The sequence below is a fragment of the Rhizobium sp. 05L419 genome, from assembly GCF_056397845.1.
The window spans coordinates 19,267-34,101 of the sequence record NZ_JBFTOF010000007.1 but is presented as its reverse complement, the minus strand read 5'-3'; the positions used below and the strand labels follow the sequence as shown (position 1 = coordinate 34,101).

Genomic DNA, 14,835 nt, shown 5'->3' with positions numbered 1-14,835 from the left:
CCGCCTTAGCTTTTGTCAACTTTTCAAGGGAGGAATTCGAGATGCGAGCCGAAGATCATCGTGCCGACAAGACCCGTCCGTTTACCGGCGCTGAATACCTGGCAAGCCTTCGCGACGGGCGCGAAGTCTACATCAACGGTGAACGCATCGCCGATGTCACCACCCATCCCGCGATGCGCAATTCCGCCCGTTCGATCGCGCGGATGTACGACGCGCTGCATGACGAGAAAACCAAAGACCGGCTGACCTCACCGACCGATACCGGTTCGGACGGCTATACCCACAAATACTTCCGGGTGGCGAAATCATCGTCCGACCTCGTCGCCCAGCAGGGTGCGATCGCCGATTGGGCGCGCATGTCCTACGGCTGGATGGGGCGCACAGCCGACTACAAGGCGGCGCTGATGAATACGCTCGGGGCGAACGCCGACTGGTATGGCCCCTTCAAGGAAAATGCACTCGCCTGGCACAAGCGGGCGCAGGAATCGGTTCTCTTCATGAACCACGCGATCGTCAATCCGCCGATCGACCGTCACAAGCCGGCCGATGCGGTGAAGGATGTGTTCGTCCACATCACCAAGGAAACCGATGCCGGCATCTATGTCTCGGGCGCGAAGGTGGTCGCGACATCGTCCGCGTTGACCCACTACAACTTCCTCGCCCAGAGTTCGGCGACGGTCACGGAAGATCCCTCGCTCTCGGTGATGTTCATCGTTCCGATGAATGCACCTGGTATCAAGATGTTCTGCCGCGTCTCCTATGAACAGACGGCGAATTCGGCGGGCCACCCTTATGACTATCCGCTATCCTCGCGCTTTGACGAGAACGACGCGATCCTGGTCCTCGACAATGTCTTCGTGCCCTGGGAAGACGTGCTGGTTCTGCGCGATGCCGCCAAAATCCTCTCCTTCCACCCCGCCTCCGGTTTCATGCATGGCTACTGCTTCCAGGGTTGCACCCGGCTTGCGGTGAAGATGGACTTCCTGGCTGGTCTGCTTGCCAAGGCACTGCGTGCCACCGGCGGCGATGCCTTCCGCGGCAATCAGGCGATGCTCGGCGAGCTGATCGCCATCCGTCATCAGTTCTGGACCTTCTCCAATGCCATGGCGCACAATCCAATTCCCTGGGCCAATGGCGCGGTGCTGCCGAACCTGGAGGCTGCCCTCTGCTACCGCACCTTCATGTCGGAAGCCTATCCGAAGGTGATCGACATCGTCCGCCGCACGGTCGCCTCCGGTCTTATCTATCTGCCGTCGTCCGCCAAGGACTTCGCCAATCCGGACATCAACCGCTACCTCGCCCAATATGTCCGCGGATCGGACGACATGGGCCATATCGAGCGCATCAAGATCATGAAGCTCTTGTGGGACGCAACCGGCACTGAGTTTGGTGGCCGCCACGCGCTCTACGAGTTGAATTATGCCGGCGCGCCGGAAGAGGTCCGCCTGCAGGTGCTCAAGGGCGCGGAGCGTGGCGGGCGACTCAAGGAAATGGAGGCGTTGGTCGATCAGTGCATGGCCGACTATGACGAGAACGGCTGGACGGGTGACACCTGGCTGCCACCGCTCAACGATGCCGATCTGATCCGCAGCGCGGCCGAGTGAAGGGAGAGCGTCATGGAGGAGGCTATCTCGAAAACCGAGTTCCGCAACGCGATGGCGCGGGTTTGCGCGCCCGTCAACGTGATCACCACCAACGGACCCGCCGGGCGCGGCGGGTTCACCGCCACCGCAATGTGCAGCGTTACCGACGAACCGCCGACCCTCTTGGTCTGCATGAACAGTCGCTCCGCCCAAACAGGTCTTTTCGTCGAGAACCGCCGTTTTTGCGTCAACGTGCTCACTCCCGAGCACAAGGACCTTGCCGGTTCCTTCGCGGGTCAGCAATCCGACATGGAGGCACGTTACGCTGCGGCCGAGTGGGTCAGCCTGCCATCGGGCAACCAGGCGCTCACCGATGCGATCGTCTCCTTCGACTGCCGCCTCGTCGAGGCACGCCCGGTCGGCACGCACAATATCTTTGTCGGTGAGGTGGTGAATATCCGCTCCCGCAGGGACGGGCATGCATTGCTGTATTTCGACCGCAACTATGTGCATGTACCGACGCAGACCGGCAGTTTCGGTGGCTGATTTTGCCGCCGCGCGATATCCCGAGGAGGCGCATGTGGATGTCGCGCGGCTGCATTACCTATAGTGGTCCGCCACGAACGCTGCCGCTCCAACCGGAGATGCGGCTCATTTCAAGCAGTGCAACACCGATGCGCAGACATGCATCGATGGCAGCTTTTAGAAGAACTCGTCAGCGAATGAAGCCGACATCGAGCGCAACGGGCACGCGGAACTCCCAGCCCTCGAACTGTACTGGACCTTGGGCACGAAGGGTCATCTCCTGCTGGTTCTGAATCAGATAACGCGATGCAATGGCGATCTGCCGGCGAGCGAACCCGCAACCGGCGCAAAAATGACGACCGAAACCGAAGGCCGCATGAGCGCCTTCCGAGCGGTGAATGTCGCTTCGATGCTTTACAACTGGATCCACGCCGTCTTGAGATTGTGGTATTTGTCCATAGCGTGCAGCGACTTGTCATGACCGTTGCCGGATTGGCGGACACCACCGAGCGGAACGGTGTTGTCGGCGCCGCCATAGGTGTTGACGTGAACGACGCCGGCTTTGATATCGCGCACCATGCGGTGCGCGCGGGAAAGGTTCGCGGTCCATACCGCCGAAGCGAGGCCGTAAGGCGTCGCATTGGCAATGCGCAGGGCTTGCGCTTCGTCGTCGAACGGAATGACGGAGAGGATCGGCCCGAACACCTCTTCTTTGGCAAGCGTCATCTCCGGCGTCACGTCGAAGACGGTCGGCTGCATATAGAAGCCGCCAGTTTCTTCCAGGATGCGCTCCCCACCGGTTCTCAGTCGCGCACCCTGGGCCAATGCTTCGTCGGCAAAACCGAGATCTTTCTCAAGCTGGATTTCGCTCGAGATTGCGCCGGATTCGGTGGTCAGCAAAAGCGGATCGCCGACTTTGATCTTCGCGGCGATGGCTGAAATTCGTTCGGAAAATTCCTCATGGATAGATCGCTCGACCAGAAGCCGCGAGCCGGCGACGCAGACCTGCCCCGAATTGCGGAAGATGCCATAGGCGGACACTTTTGCCGCCTGTTCGAGGTCCGGCGCATCGGCAAAAACGATGTTGGGCGATTTGCCGCCGAGTTCGAGGTAGACACGCTTGAGGTTGGAGCGGGCCGAATATTCGAGCAGTCGGCGCCCGACCACGCCGGATCCGGTGAAGGCAAGAACATCGATGTCGCCATGCAGGCCGATCGCCTCGCCTGTGACTGTGCCGCGGCCGGTGACGACGTTGAGCACGCCCTCCGGCAGCCCGGCTTCCGCACACAGCGCCGCCAGTTTCAGCAGGCTGAGCGATGCGCCTTCGGCGGGCTTCAGCACGATGGAATTGCCAGCTGCCAGTGCCGGCGCGATCTTCCAGGCCCCGATCATCATCGGGAAATTCCACGGTACGATAGCGGCGACGACGCCGACGGGCTCGCGGTGAACGAGGCCGAGAACGCTTTCGGAAGTGGGCGCGATCTCACCATAGACCTTGTCGAGGGCTTCGGCATAATAGCGGAATGTGGTGGCAGCGCTGCCGGGCTCGGCCTTCAGTGCCATGCTGATCTCGGTGCCGTTGTCACGCACGCCGAGCACGGCCAGTTCCAGCGCATCGCGCTCGATCAGTTCGGCAATCCGGAAAAGGATCTTCTTGCGCTCGGCCGGCGCTGCCTTCGACCATGTGCCTTTCTCGAAAGCGGCGCGCGCGGCCTTGACGGCGAGGTCGACATCGGTTGACGCGGCATCGCCGATGGTCGTCAATTTTGTTCCGTCGATCGGTGAGATGACATCCATGGTCGCGCCGCTTAAAGGCGCCCGCCACTCGCCGCCGATGAACAGCGACTGTGGGGAGATAGCGCCTAAGCGGAGTTGATCGATCTTGTCCTGCATCTCAATGTCCTCACGAGAGAAAATGGCGGGCCAAGCGCCCGCCATCATGGCTGCGACAGGTTAGACCTCCTGGCCGGCGCCGAGCCGGGCAAAGCCGGCGGCATCGGCCGACTTCAGACGGGCGGCCGCTATGAAGCCGACGATGGCGGCAATCAGCACCAGGCCCGGCAAAAGCACGCCGAGCACGCCGCTTGCACCGGCGATCGCGCCGAAATTCATCGCGATGTAGTAGACCAGCCCCAGAAGGATCGCGCCGGTAATGATCGGCAGCACCTTCGTCACCAGTACGTTGTTTTCCAGGCCCGGATTGCGGCTGAAAAAGGCAACGATGGCGAATGCGGTGAACGCCATCAGCAGGATGATCGCCAGTGTGCCGACATTGGTAAGCCACGAGAACAGTGCGAGCACCGGATCCTGGCCAGTGAAGGCAAAAAGCGCGACGACGAGAACCGCGATGATCGTCTGGATCACCGAGCCGACATGCGGGCTCTGGAATACCGGGTGGGTAACCCCGACGGACTTCGGCAGCAGGCCTTCGCGGCCGGCAACATACATGTAACGGGCGACGCCATTGTGGAAGGCGAGCACGCCTGCAAACAGGCTGGTGATAAACAGTACATTCATGACCGGGACGATCCAGTGACCGACATAACGTTCGGCAAGGCCGAAGAGGAACGTCGTCGGATCTGCGAGCCCCTGCAGTTCGGGAACAAGTTTATCGACGCCGGCGCCATTGACCATCAGCCACGAGGTCAGCATGTAGAAGAAGCCGATAAGAAGCACGGAAATATAGGTGGCGCGCGGCACGGTCTTGTGCGGCTCGCGAGCTTCCTCACTGTAAATGGTGGTAGCCTCAAAGCCGATAAAGGCGGCAAAGCAGAACAGTATGCCGATAGCCGGCGTTCCGGCCATGAAGGCGGCGGGCGTGAAGGGTGCGGTCGAGATGCCGCTGTCGCCGCCCTTGAACAGGATGGCGGCGTCGATGACCAGCACGACGAGATATTCAAGGATGACGAGGACCGTCAGTACCTTGGCCGAAAGATCGACGCGGCGATAGCCGAAGATGGCGACGATGGCGATACCAACATAGGTCCAGACCCACCAGGGCAGTTCGAGGCCGAGGCCCGCGAAGAAACCCGATGTTGCCGCACCGAAGAGCCCGAAAACGCCGATCTGCATGGCATTGTAGGCAAGGATGGCGATAAGGGCGGCCGCGCCACCCATCATCCCGCCGAGGCCCTGGGCAGTATAGGCATAAAAGGCGCCGGCATTGCGGATGTGGCGCGCCATGGCGACGTAGCCGACGGCGAACAGAACCAGGATCAGCGTGACCAGCAGGAAAGTCAGCGGGATGCCTGGTCCGTTGCCGAGCAGCATGGAAAGCGGAACGCCCCCCGCCACCGCCGTCAGCGGTGCCGCTGCCGAGACCACCAGGAATGTCACGGCGCCGACGCCGAGACTGTTCTTACGCAGCTGGTTTTCCCCAGCGCTGGTTGAGAGTTGATTGTCCATGTCGCTAACGTTCCCCTTGTTGCGATTTTATTCGATGCGCCGCGGGCAACTTGCGTTGCCCGAAACCGACCTCCACGTCTCACACCGGACTGACGGACACACATTCTGGCTTTTGCTCTTGGTCGTGGGTCTGTCAGCGCTCATGGTTCATATATTGAACCTCCGCTTCAAATATAGACTTGCAAAGAATGGCGGCACCTGTCAAGTTAATTCGCATGTTAAGTAATTTGACCGCGAGCGGGGAAGGCGCGGTTCTGACCTGACGGGTGCCTGACAACAATCAATCCGGCAGCGCCAAAGCAGCAGGCCGGCAAAAGAGGAAAGCCGCATGAGCACCGTCGGAAAAGCCCTGTCTCTGTTGGACAAACTGTCCCAACTGAACGCTGAACCCGGATTGACCGAAGTCGCCCGCCTTTGCGATCTCGACAAGGCAACCGCCCGGCGCATGCTTGTCGAACTGGAAAAACACGGTTTCGTCGAACAGGATCCGGAGACGCGCAAATATCGGATCGGATCGGCTCCTGTTCGCCTGGCGCGGATTCGCGAGGCCCGCTATCCGTTCCTGCGGATCGCCGTTGCCTTCGCGAAGGATATCGCGGAAACCTCGCAGGAGACGGTTCATCTTTCCGAATTCGCCGGCGGGCGATTGTCGACGATCCATGTCGAGGATTCCCCGCGCGCTCACAGGGTCATCATCGAGATCGGCACGCGCCTGCCCTTACATGCCACGGCATCGGGTCTCGCCTATCTGGCGTTCTGCGGCAAGGAGCAGCGCGATGCAGCACTGTCGCAACCATTGGAAGCCTTTACTGACCATACAGTGACCGACCCTTTGACGGTTCGCAGGATGCTGACGGAGACGGCCGAGCGTGGATATTCGATCAGCAACCAGGGCCTTGAAAGCGGCGTGGTCAGCACGGCGGCCGCCATTCGCTCGCCAACGGGCCTGCCGATCGGCGCGATCGCCATCGCCGCACCTCTCGTGCGGGCGAATGCCGCCACTCTCAACGACTTCGGCCTGGTCGTATCGGCGGCCGCCAAACGAATCTCTGAAAAATACTACGGGTCGGAAAGACCGATGGGAACTGCAACACAAGCAAGGGGGACCGGTTGATGAACCTCGCAGCGTCTTCAACACATCTCAGCGAACCGAATATCCTGGTCGTTGGAACGGGGGATACCAAATCCGACGAACTGCAATTCATGGCAGGCATCATCCGCGATGCGGGCGCAAGGCCCGTCATGATCGATGTCAGCATTCTTTCCGATCCGCCCTACAAGCCGGATTATTCGCGGCATGATATTGCCCGATCGGCAGGAACCTCGATCGAGGCGATCATCGACAGTGGTGACGAAAATTCGGCAATGGCGCTGATGTCGGACGGCGCCGCGGCCTTGGTCGGCATGCTGCACGCAACCGGAAAGGCCGATGGCGTCATCATTCTTGGCGGCTCCATGGGGACGGACCTCGCACTTGACGTGGCGGCGGCGCTGCCGCTCGGCGTCCCAAAGTTTGTGGTCTCGACGATTGCCTATTCGCATCTCGTGCCACCGGAGCGCATCGCGCCCGACCTGATGATGATCCTGTGGGCCGGCGGGCTCTACGGGCTGAACTGTATCTGCCGGGCGGTGCTCTCGCAGGCCTGCGGCGCTGTCGTCGGCGCAGCGCGCTCCAGCGTCAAACCGGCGGCAGACCGGCCGCTGATCGGCATGACCTCGCTCGGCTCGTCCTGTCTGAAGTACATGAAGCATTTGAAACCCGAACTTGAAAAGCGCGGCTACGATGTCGCGGTATTCCATTCGACGGGCATGGGCGGGCGGGCTTTCGAGGCGATCGCCGCCCAGAAGGGCTTCGCCGCCGTTTTCGACTTCTGCATGCAGGAGGTCGTCAATCATCAGAACGGCACGGTGGTGACCTCAGGCCCGGACCGGATGGAAAATGCCGGTCGCCTCGGCATCCCGCAAATCGTGGCACCCGGCGCGACCGATATGGTCGATCTTCCTGCCTGGCAGCCCCTGCCCGCGGCTCTGTCCGACAGGCCTTATCATGCCCATAACCGCCTGATCGGCTCTGTCACCACCTCGCCTGACGGCCGCCGGGCAACGGCCGCCCTCATCGGCGAAAAGCTCGGGCGCACGCAAGCGCCAGTCGCTCTCCTGCTGCCGCTCAAGGGTGTGCAGGAATGGGACCAGCCGGGCGAGCCGTTGCACGATCCCGAGGGGCTCGAGGCCTTCACGAAGGCCATGCGTCTGGCGGTGCCCGCATCCGTCGCCCTTCACGAGGTCGATGCCCACATCAATTCAACCGAGTTTTCCACCAAGGCCCTCAGCGTGTTCGACACATGGGTTTCACAGGGCATCATTCCGGAAGGCAGGCCATGACAGGCAATCGCGCGCTCATTCTCGATTTCGGCGGCGTTGTCACCCGCACGCTGTTCGAAACCCACGACATCACCGAACGGGCGCTTGGTCTTCCGGCCGGCACGCTGACCTGGGGCGGTCCGTTCGATATGGCAACCGATCCCCTTTGGGTATCGATGCAGAACCGCGAGATCACCGAGCGGGACTACTGGATGGCCCGGACGGCGGAAGTGGGCCGGCTCGTCGGAGAAGATTGGACCGACATGAAGACCTTCGTTCAGCGGGCGCGCGGCGCCGAAGCCGAGCTGGTGCTGCGTCCGGAAGCGCGCGACGCCATCACGCGCGCCAAGGCGGCCGGCCTGCGGCTCGCCATCCTGTCGAACGAGCTCGATCTTTTCTATGGTGCGGAGTTCCGCAAACGCTTTCCGCTCATCGAGCTGTTCGATGTGATCGTCGATGCCACCTACACCAAGATACTGAAGCCGGATCCACGTGCCTATGAACAGGTAATTGCCGCGATCGGCCTGCCGCGCGACGCCTGCGTCTTCGTCGACGATCAGTTGAAGAACATCGAGGGCGCCGAAGCCGTGGGGCTTCCCCATGTCCATTTCGACGTTACCCGCCCCGCGGACGGCTATGCCCGCGCCCTTTCCATGCTTGGACTTTGAACGGAAGGACTGTGCAATGCGCGAAACGAATTTCCTGACCGAAAACAACGCCCGTCATGTCTGGCATCCGATGGCACATCCAGCCGAGATGCTGGCCAACCCGCCCCGCATCGTCAAAGCCGCCGCCGGCGTGGAGATCACCGATATCGACGGCAAGACGGTGCTCGACGGCGTCGGTGGTCTGTGGAACGTCAATCTCGGCTATTCCTGCGAGCCGATCAAAAAGGCGATCCGCGATCAGCTCGACGAGCTTCCCTATTATTCCGCCTTCCGGGGCACCACCAATCCGCCGCTGATCGAACTGTCCTACGAGCTTGCAGCGTGGTTCAACGAGGATGGCCTCAGCCGTGCCTTCTTTACCTCGGGGGGGTCGGATTCCGTCGAGACTTGCCTTCGCCTCGCCCGGCAATATCACAAGGTCAACGGCCAGCCGGAACGGACCAAATTTGTCGCGCTGAAGAAGGGCTATCACGGCACTCATTTCGGTGGCGCCTCGGTCAACGGCAATGCCAATTTCCGACGCAACTATGAACCGCTGATGCCTGGCGTCTTTCACCTCGCCGCTCCCTATCCCTATCGCAACCCCTTCGGCACCGACAATCCGGCAGAGATCGCAGCCGCCATCGCCCGGCAGTTCGAGGATGAAATCGCCTTTCAGGGTGCAGACACGATCGCAGCCTTCATCATGGAGCCGGTTCTTGGTGCCGGCGGCATCATGGTGCCGCACGAGACCTTCATGCCGCTTATGCGCGCCGTCTGCGACAAACATGGCATCCTGCTGATTGCCGACGAGGTGATTACCGCCTTCGGCCGCACCGGCGCCTGGACCGGTTCGCGCCTCTGGGGCGTGAAGCCGGACCTGATGTCCACCGCCAAGGCGATCACCAATGGCTATTATCCGTTTGGCGCGGTGATGATCGCGGACAAGATCGCCGACGCCTTCGAAAGCAACAAGAACGCCGCCGGCGCCATCGGCCATGGCTACACCTATTCCGGCCATCCGGTCGGCGCGGCAGCAGCGCTCGCCACGCTGAAGGAAATGAAACGTCTTGATGTGGCAGCCAATGCCGGCGCCCGCGGCGAGGAACTTCTGGCCGGCCTTCGGGCGCTGAAGGAAAGGCATGAGCTGATCGGCGACGTGCGCGGCAAAGGATTGATGTGTGCCCTCGAGCTGGTCACCGATCGCGTGACGAAAACCGCTGCTCCGAAAGACGCGGTCCAGCGCCTGCAGGATGCGGCCTACGAAGCGGGCGTCATGGTGCGCACCTCAGCCTCCAACATCATCATTTCGCCGCCGCTGGTCATCACCACCACTGATGTTAATCGGATCGTCGCCGCACTCGATGCGGGTCTGACGGCTGCCGCCGGAGGAAAATGATATGGCGGCCAATGCAACACTACTCGCTCGCCGCGAACGGCTTCTCGGCCGAAACATGTCGACCTTCTACAACGATCCCGTCCAGCTGGTGCGCGGCGAAGGCGTCTGGCTGTGGGACGCGGATGGCCGGAAATATCTCGATTGCTACAACAATGTGCCGCATGTCGGCCATTGCCACCCGCGGGTCGTGGAAGCGATCACCCGGCAGGCCTCGACGCTAAATACCCACACACGCTATCTTCACGAGGGCATCCTCGACTATGTCGAGCGGCTGACGGCAACCTTCGACGAGAGCCTCGATACGGCGATCATGACCTGCACCGGCAGCGAAGCCAACGACATCGCGTTGCGCATGGCGCAGGCGGTCACGGGAAAGACCGGCGTCATCGCCACCGACCATACCTATCACGGCAATACCACGGCCGTGTCGCAGCTCTCCACCCGCATGCCGCCGGTCGGCGGCTTCGGCGGCCATGTGCGCCATGTGCCGGCACCAGACAGTTACCGACCGCTGGGTGGTGCGCCGGGAGAAGGCTTTGCCGAGGCTTTCACAGCCGAGGTGGAAAAGGCAATCGCCTCCCTGCAGGCAAGCCCTCACGGTTTTTCGGCGCTGATCATTTGCCCGTATTTTGCCAATGAGGGATTTCCGGATCTGCCGTCGGGTTTCCTCGACAAGGCGATTGCCGCCGTACGCAAGGCCGGCGGGCTGGTGATTGCCGACGAGGTTCAGCCTGGCTTCGGGCGCACCGGCGGCCACATGTGGGGCCACCAGCGCGCCGGCTTCGTGCCCGATGTCGTGACACTCGGCAAGCCGATGGCCAACGGCCATCCGGTTGGCGGCGTGGTGGCCAACGCCGACACGTTGAACGCCTTCCGCAAGGCCTTCCGCTACTTCAATACCTTCGGCGGCAATCCGGTTTCCTGCGCTGCGGCGCTCGCTGTCCTCGACGTGATCGAAGATGAAGGCCTGGTGGAAAACGCCCGCGCCGTCGGCGCCTATGCGCAGGACGGCCTCAAGCGCCTGTCCGAAAAACATGACGTCATCGGCAACGTACGCGGCAGCGGTCTGTTCTTCGGGGCGGAGCTTGTTCTCGACCGCAAGCAAAAGACGCCGGCGCCGGACCTCGCCACCAAAGTCATCAATGACATGCGGGCACGCGGCGTTCTGATGGGCAAGATCGGCATTCATCAATGCGCGACCAAGATCCGGCCACCCATGCCATTTTCCAAGGACAATGCAGACTTGATGCTGTCGACCCTCGACGATGTCCTGTCCGGATTGTGAGGACGGTCATGTCTGACGATGGCCCCCTCCCCTTCATGCAGGCGCTCAACGCCCGGGCGACTGAAGCGCTCGCTAATTGGGATCTCTGTGCGCAGACACCCCAGCTGCTGAAATACCGGGAGAATGCGGTATTCCGGGTAACGCTCGGAAGAGGTGAGCCCGCAGCCCTGAGGCTGCACAGGCCCGGTTACCACAACAAAGGGGCGCTAGTCTCGGAACTCTCCTGGATGGAAGTCTTGCGCGAGGCGGGCTTGCGCGTTCCAGCACCTGTTTCCACGCCGGATGGACGCCAGATCGTTGCCCTTGCGGCGAATGCTGAGTTCGGTGACCAATACTCCGACATCGTCAGTTGGATGACCGGCATTCCGCTCGGCCAATCGGGTGTTCTTCTCGCATATCCGAAGGGCCGGCTTGTCGACATTTTCCACACCCTCGGGAAAGCGATGGCGCGGATGCACACCGCCTCCGACGCCTGGAAACCGCCGCCCTCTTTCTCTCGCCCGTGCTGGGATGACGATGGCTTGCTGGGAGAATCACCGCTCTGGGGCCGCTTTTGGGATTGTTCTGGATTGCTGCCGGATGAGGCAGAACGCCTTTCCGGGCTGCGCCCCTTTCTGAGAGAACGGCTTGGCGCGCTGTCAGGTCTCAATCTCGACTACGGTCTCGTTCATGCAGATCTCGTTCGGGAAAACGTCCTCATAGACGGCGATCAAGTCGAATTGATCGATTTTGACGATGGGGGTTACGGCTGGCGGATGTTCGACATCGCCACAGCCCTGTTCAAGAATCGTGGCGAGCCGCACTACGAATGCATCCAGGCGGCGTTGATCGAAGGTTATCGCGGCGTGCGATCGCTGCCGGACAGCGCCCTTGAAACCCTGCCACTCTTCATGGTTCTGCGCAGCATCACCTATATCGGCTGGATCGGCGAGCGAATTGGGACGCCGGATGCGGCGACGCGTCTTCGGCGCTATGTAGCCGATGCTCTGGCGCTGGCGGATAATCTTAAAACAGGTGCCAGCATATAGGAGCGCAGGCGATGCTATTTGTTCAGCGTTGCCAATTCGTCGAGCATGTCCAGCAGCGTATCGATCCGTTCCCGGCCGAAACGCTGCTCGAGCGCGGTATAAATTGTCCGACTGTCCGGGCTGACCTCATTGATGATCTTCAGCCCTGTCGGCGTGATTTGCAGCAGGATGCGCCGCCCGTCCTGAGGATCCTTGGTTTTGGTGATGAAACCGCGCTCTTCCAGCGACCGGATGATGCGGGTCAGGCTCGGAGCGAGAATGAAGGCCCGATCCGCCATCTCGGACGCATCCAGTGTACCGGCCTCTGCCAGAATGCGAATGACGCGCCATTGCTGCTCCGTCACGTCGTGCAGCGCCAGCATGGGCCGGAAATGCCCCATCACCGCTTCACGAGCCCTAAGCAGGGCAATCGGCAGCGAGCGGCGCGTATCGCGGGGCAGCAAGGCATCCTGCGTGATGCCGTTATTGTCGGGGGAATGTCTGGTCATAAAGGCTCTATGGAGCAATTTTTCGCAATGCGCAACGACAGCGATCGTCGCGCCGGGCTTGACACAGATCGCGATATTGTTAACATGTTAAATATATGAACGCCGATGACGTGGGAGGGATTTGATGCCGCACTTCACTTTGGACTATTCGGCCAATCTCGATGGAAAAGTGGATTTCGATGCGCTTTGCCGCGTCATCCATGGGGAGATATTGGCTGTGGGCCTGTTTGAGACCGGCGCCGTGCGTGTCCGCGCGATCCGCAGCGACGCTTACGCGATCGCCGATCTTCTCCAGGACAATGCTTTCATCGACATGTCTTTTCGCGTCGGCGAAGGCCGCAGCGAAGAGGACAAGCGACGGACCGGCGAGGTTATTTTCAAAGCGGTCACCGAGCATCTAAGCGCGCTTTTCCAGACGCCGCATTTTGCTCTCTCCCTCGAAATTCGTGAAATCGATCCCGCGCTCAGCTGGAAGAAAAATGCCATTCACTCGCGCCTTCGCAAGACAGGCGGCTGACCGCGCCCTAGCCAGACCGCAAGAATTCATCGGAGAAAATCATGTCGATACTTGAGGACAACATTGCAAAGGCGGAAGGCTACCTGGCCCGTTTTCGCAAAGACGGCGTCATGAACCGCATCAACGGCGAGGACGTCCGGGCCGCAGACGGTGCGATCTATGAGACGATCTCTCCGGTCGACCTGAAGCCTCTGGCGACCGTGGCGCTCGGCAAGGCTGCTGATATCGACCGGGCGGCCAAGGCTGCGAAGGCCGCTTTTCCCGCCTGGGCTGCCATGGACGGTTCGGCACGCAGGAAGCTTCTTCACAAGATCGCCGACGCGATCGTGGCACGCGCCGAGGAAATCGCCTTCACCGAATGCCTGGACACCGGACAGTCGCTGAAGTTCATGGCCAAAGCCGCCCTACGTGGCGCCGAGAACTTCCGCTTCTTCGCGGATCGCGCGCCAGAAGCGCGCGACGGCAAGACGCTGCGTGGTCCTGGCCAGGTCAATATGACGACCCGTGTACCGATCGGCCCGGTCGGCATCATCACCCCGTGGAACACGCCTTTCATGCTGTCGACCTGGAAGATCGCACCTGCACTGGCTGCAGGCTGCACGATCGTCCACAAACCCGCCGAATTCTCGCCGCTGACGGCGCGGCTGCTCGTCGAGATCGCGGAAGAAGCGGGCCTTCCCAAGGGCGTCTGGAACCTCGTCAACGGGTTCGGTGAGGACGCCGGCAAAGCGCTGACCGAACACCCCGATATCAAGGCAATCGGTTTCGTCGGTGAAAGCCGCACCGGCTCGATGATCATGAAGCAGGGCGCCGACACCCTCAAACGCGTGCATTTCGAACTCGGCGGCAAGAACCCTGTCGTCGTCTTTGCCGATGCAGATCTCGAGCGCGCCGCCGATGCCGCCGTCTTCATGATCTATTCGCTGAACGGCGAGCGCTGCACCTCGTCCTCGCGCCTGCTGGTCGAGGAAAGCATCTATGACAGGTTCACGGCCATGGTCGCCGAGAAAGCCAAGCGCATCAAGGTCGGCCACCCACTCGATCCGGAAACCGTGGTTGGCCCGCTGATCCATCCGGTGCACGAGAAGAAAGTCCTGGAATATATCGCGATCGGCAGAGAGGACGGCGCGACCGTTGCCGCAGGCGGTACGAAATTCGACGGACCGGGCGGCGGGTGCTACGTCTCCCCCACCCTCTTCACCGGCGCCAACAACCGGATGCGCATTGCCCAAGAAGAGATCTTCGGACCGGTTCTGACGGCGATCCCCTTCAAGGATGAGACCGAAGCGCTAGCAATCGCCAACGATGTGCAATACGGCCTGACCGGCTATCTCTGGACCAACGACGTCACCCGTGCCTTCCGCTTTACCGACGCGCTGGAGGCCGGAATGATCTGGGTCAATTCCGAGAACGTCCGCCACCTGCCGACACCCTTCGGCGGCGTCAAGAATTCCGGCATCGGCCGTGATGGCGGCGACTGGTCCTTCGACTTCTACATGGAAACCAAAAACGTCGCCTTCGCCACCACCGCGCACGCGATCCAGAAACTTGGCGGCTGAACGCTCGAGAGCCCGCACAAACTTTGGAGGAGACCCTG

General features: G+C 61.3%; 13 protein-coding genes. 10 read left to right on the top strand and 3 right to left on the bottom strand.

The genetic code is table 11. The annotated features are described in order from the left end of the window. The first annotated feature begins 41 nt into the window (after positions 1–41). Complete coding sequence (locus AC1DMK_RS11250) at positions 42–1,604, top strand: 4-hydroxyphenylacetate 3-hydroxylase N-terminal domain-containing protein (protein ID WP_477858999.1); 1,563 nt, start codon at positions 42–44, stop codon at positions 1,602–1,604. Positions 1,605–1,616: 12 nt separating this feature from the next. Continuing rightward, positions 1,617–2,129 (top strand): flavin reductase, encoded by a 513-nt coding sequence (locus AC1DMK_RS11245; RefSeq protein WP_477858997.1) that lies wholly within the window; start codon positions 1,617–1,619, stop codon positions 2,127–2,129. Positions 2,130–2,522: 393 nt separating this feature from the next. Here the strand turns inward: AC1DMK_RS11245 and AC1DMK_RS11240 are convergent, their stop codons facing one another. Beyond that, on the bottom strand, positions 2,523–4,001 hold the full coding sequence (locus AC1DMK_RS11240) for an aldehyde dehydrogenase (protein WP_477858995.1): 1,479 nt from the start codon (positions 3,999–4,001) through the stop codon (positions 2,523–2,525). A gap of 60 nt (positions 4,002–4,061) precedes the next feature. Next, entirely contained in the window at positions 4,062–5,513 is a 1,452-nt protein-coding gene (locus tag AC1DMK_RS11235) for an APC family permease (protein WP_477858993.1), read from the bottom strand. A gap of 328 nt (positions 5,514–5,841) precedes the next feature. On the opposite strand from AC1DMK_RS11235, the gene AC1DMK_RS11230 reads away from it, so the two are divergent. The 6 genes from AC1DMK_RS11230 to AC1DMK_RS11205 are packed head-to-tail and all read left to right on the top strand — an operon-like array spanning position 5,842 to position 12,233. Beyond that, the gene (locus AC1DMK_RS11230; protein WP_477858992.1) at positions 5,842–6,627 is read left to right on the top strand and encodes an IclR family transcriptional regulator; all 786 of its coding nucleotides are present in this window, start codon (positions 5,842–5,844) and stop codon (positions 6,625–6,627) included. Then, entirely contained in the window at positions 6,627–7,895 is a 1,269-nt protein-coding gene (locus tag AC1DMK_RS11225; protein WP_477858990.1) for a Tm-1-like ATP-binding domain-containing protein, read from the top strand. Before AC1DMK_RS11230 ends, AC1DMK_RS11225 begins: the two co-directional genes overlap by 1 nt. Continuing rightward, positions 7,892–8,542 carry an HAD family hydrolase gene (locus AC1DMK_RS11220; protein ID WP_477858988.1) on the top strand — a complete coding sequence of 217 codons (651 nt, stop codon included), beginning with the start codon at positions 7,892–7,894 and terminating at the stop codon, positions 8,540–8,542. The genes AC1DMK_RS11225 and AC1DMK_RS11220 overlap by 4 nt, the downstream gene beginning before the upstream one ends. Before the next feature lie 16 nt (positions 8,543–8,558). Then, positions 8,559–9,920 (top strand): aminotransferase class III-fold pyridoxal phosphate-dependent enzyme, encoded by a 1,362-nt coding sequence (locus AC1DMK_RS11215; protein ID WP_477858986.1) that lies wholly within the window; start codon positions 8,559–8,561, stop codon positions 9,918–9,920. 1 nt (position 9,921) lies between these two features. Beyond that, on the top strand, positions 9,922–11,205 hold the full coding sequence (locus AC1DMK_RS11210; protein WP_477858984.1) for an aspartate aminotransferase family protein: 1,284 nt from the start codon (positions 9,922–9,924) through the stop codon (positions 11,203–11,205). A gap of 8 nt (positions 11,206–11,213) precedes the next feature. Continuing rightward, positions 11,214–12,233 (top strand): phosphotransferase enzyme family protein, encoded by a 1,020-nt coding sequence (locus AC1DMK_RS11205; RefSeq protein WP_477858982.1) that lies wholly within the window; start codon positions 11,214–11,216, stop codon positions 12,231–12,233. Between the two features lie 14 nt (positions 12,234–12,247). On the opposite strand, the gene hpaR is transcribed toward AC1DMK_RS11205, so the two are convergent. Then, entirely contained in the window at positions 12,248–12,721 is a 474-nt protein-coding gene (hpaR, locus tag AC1DMK_RS11200) for a homoprotocatechuate degradation operon regulator HpaR (RefSeq protein ID WP_477858980.1), read from the bottom strand. Positions 12,722–12,845: 124 nt separating this feature from the next. On the opposite strand from hpaR, the gene AC1DMK_RS11195 reads away from it, so the two are divergent. After that, a complete protein-coding gene (locus tag AC1DMK_RS11195) occupies positions 12,846–13,238 on the top strand; it encodes a 5-carboxymethyl-2-hydroxymuconate isomerase (protein ID WP_477858978.1) in 393 nt (130 codons plus the stop codon). Between the two features lie 41 nt (positions 13,239–13,279). After that, positions 13,280–14,797, top strand: a complete 1,518-nt coding sequence (gene hpaE / locus AC1DMK_RS11190; protein ID WP_477858976.1) for a 5-carboxymethyl-2-hydroxymuconate semialdehyde dehydrogenase — start codon at positions 13,280–13,282, stop codon at positions 14,795–14,797. Positions 14,798–14,835: the final 38 nt, after the last annotated feature.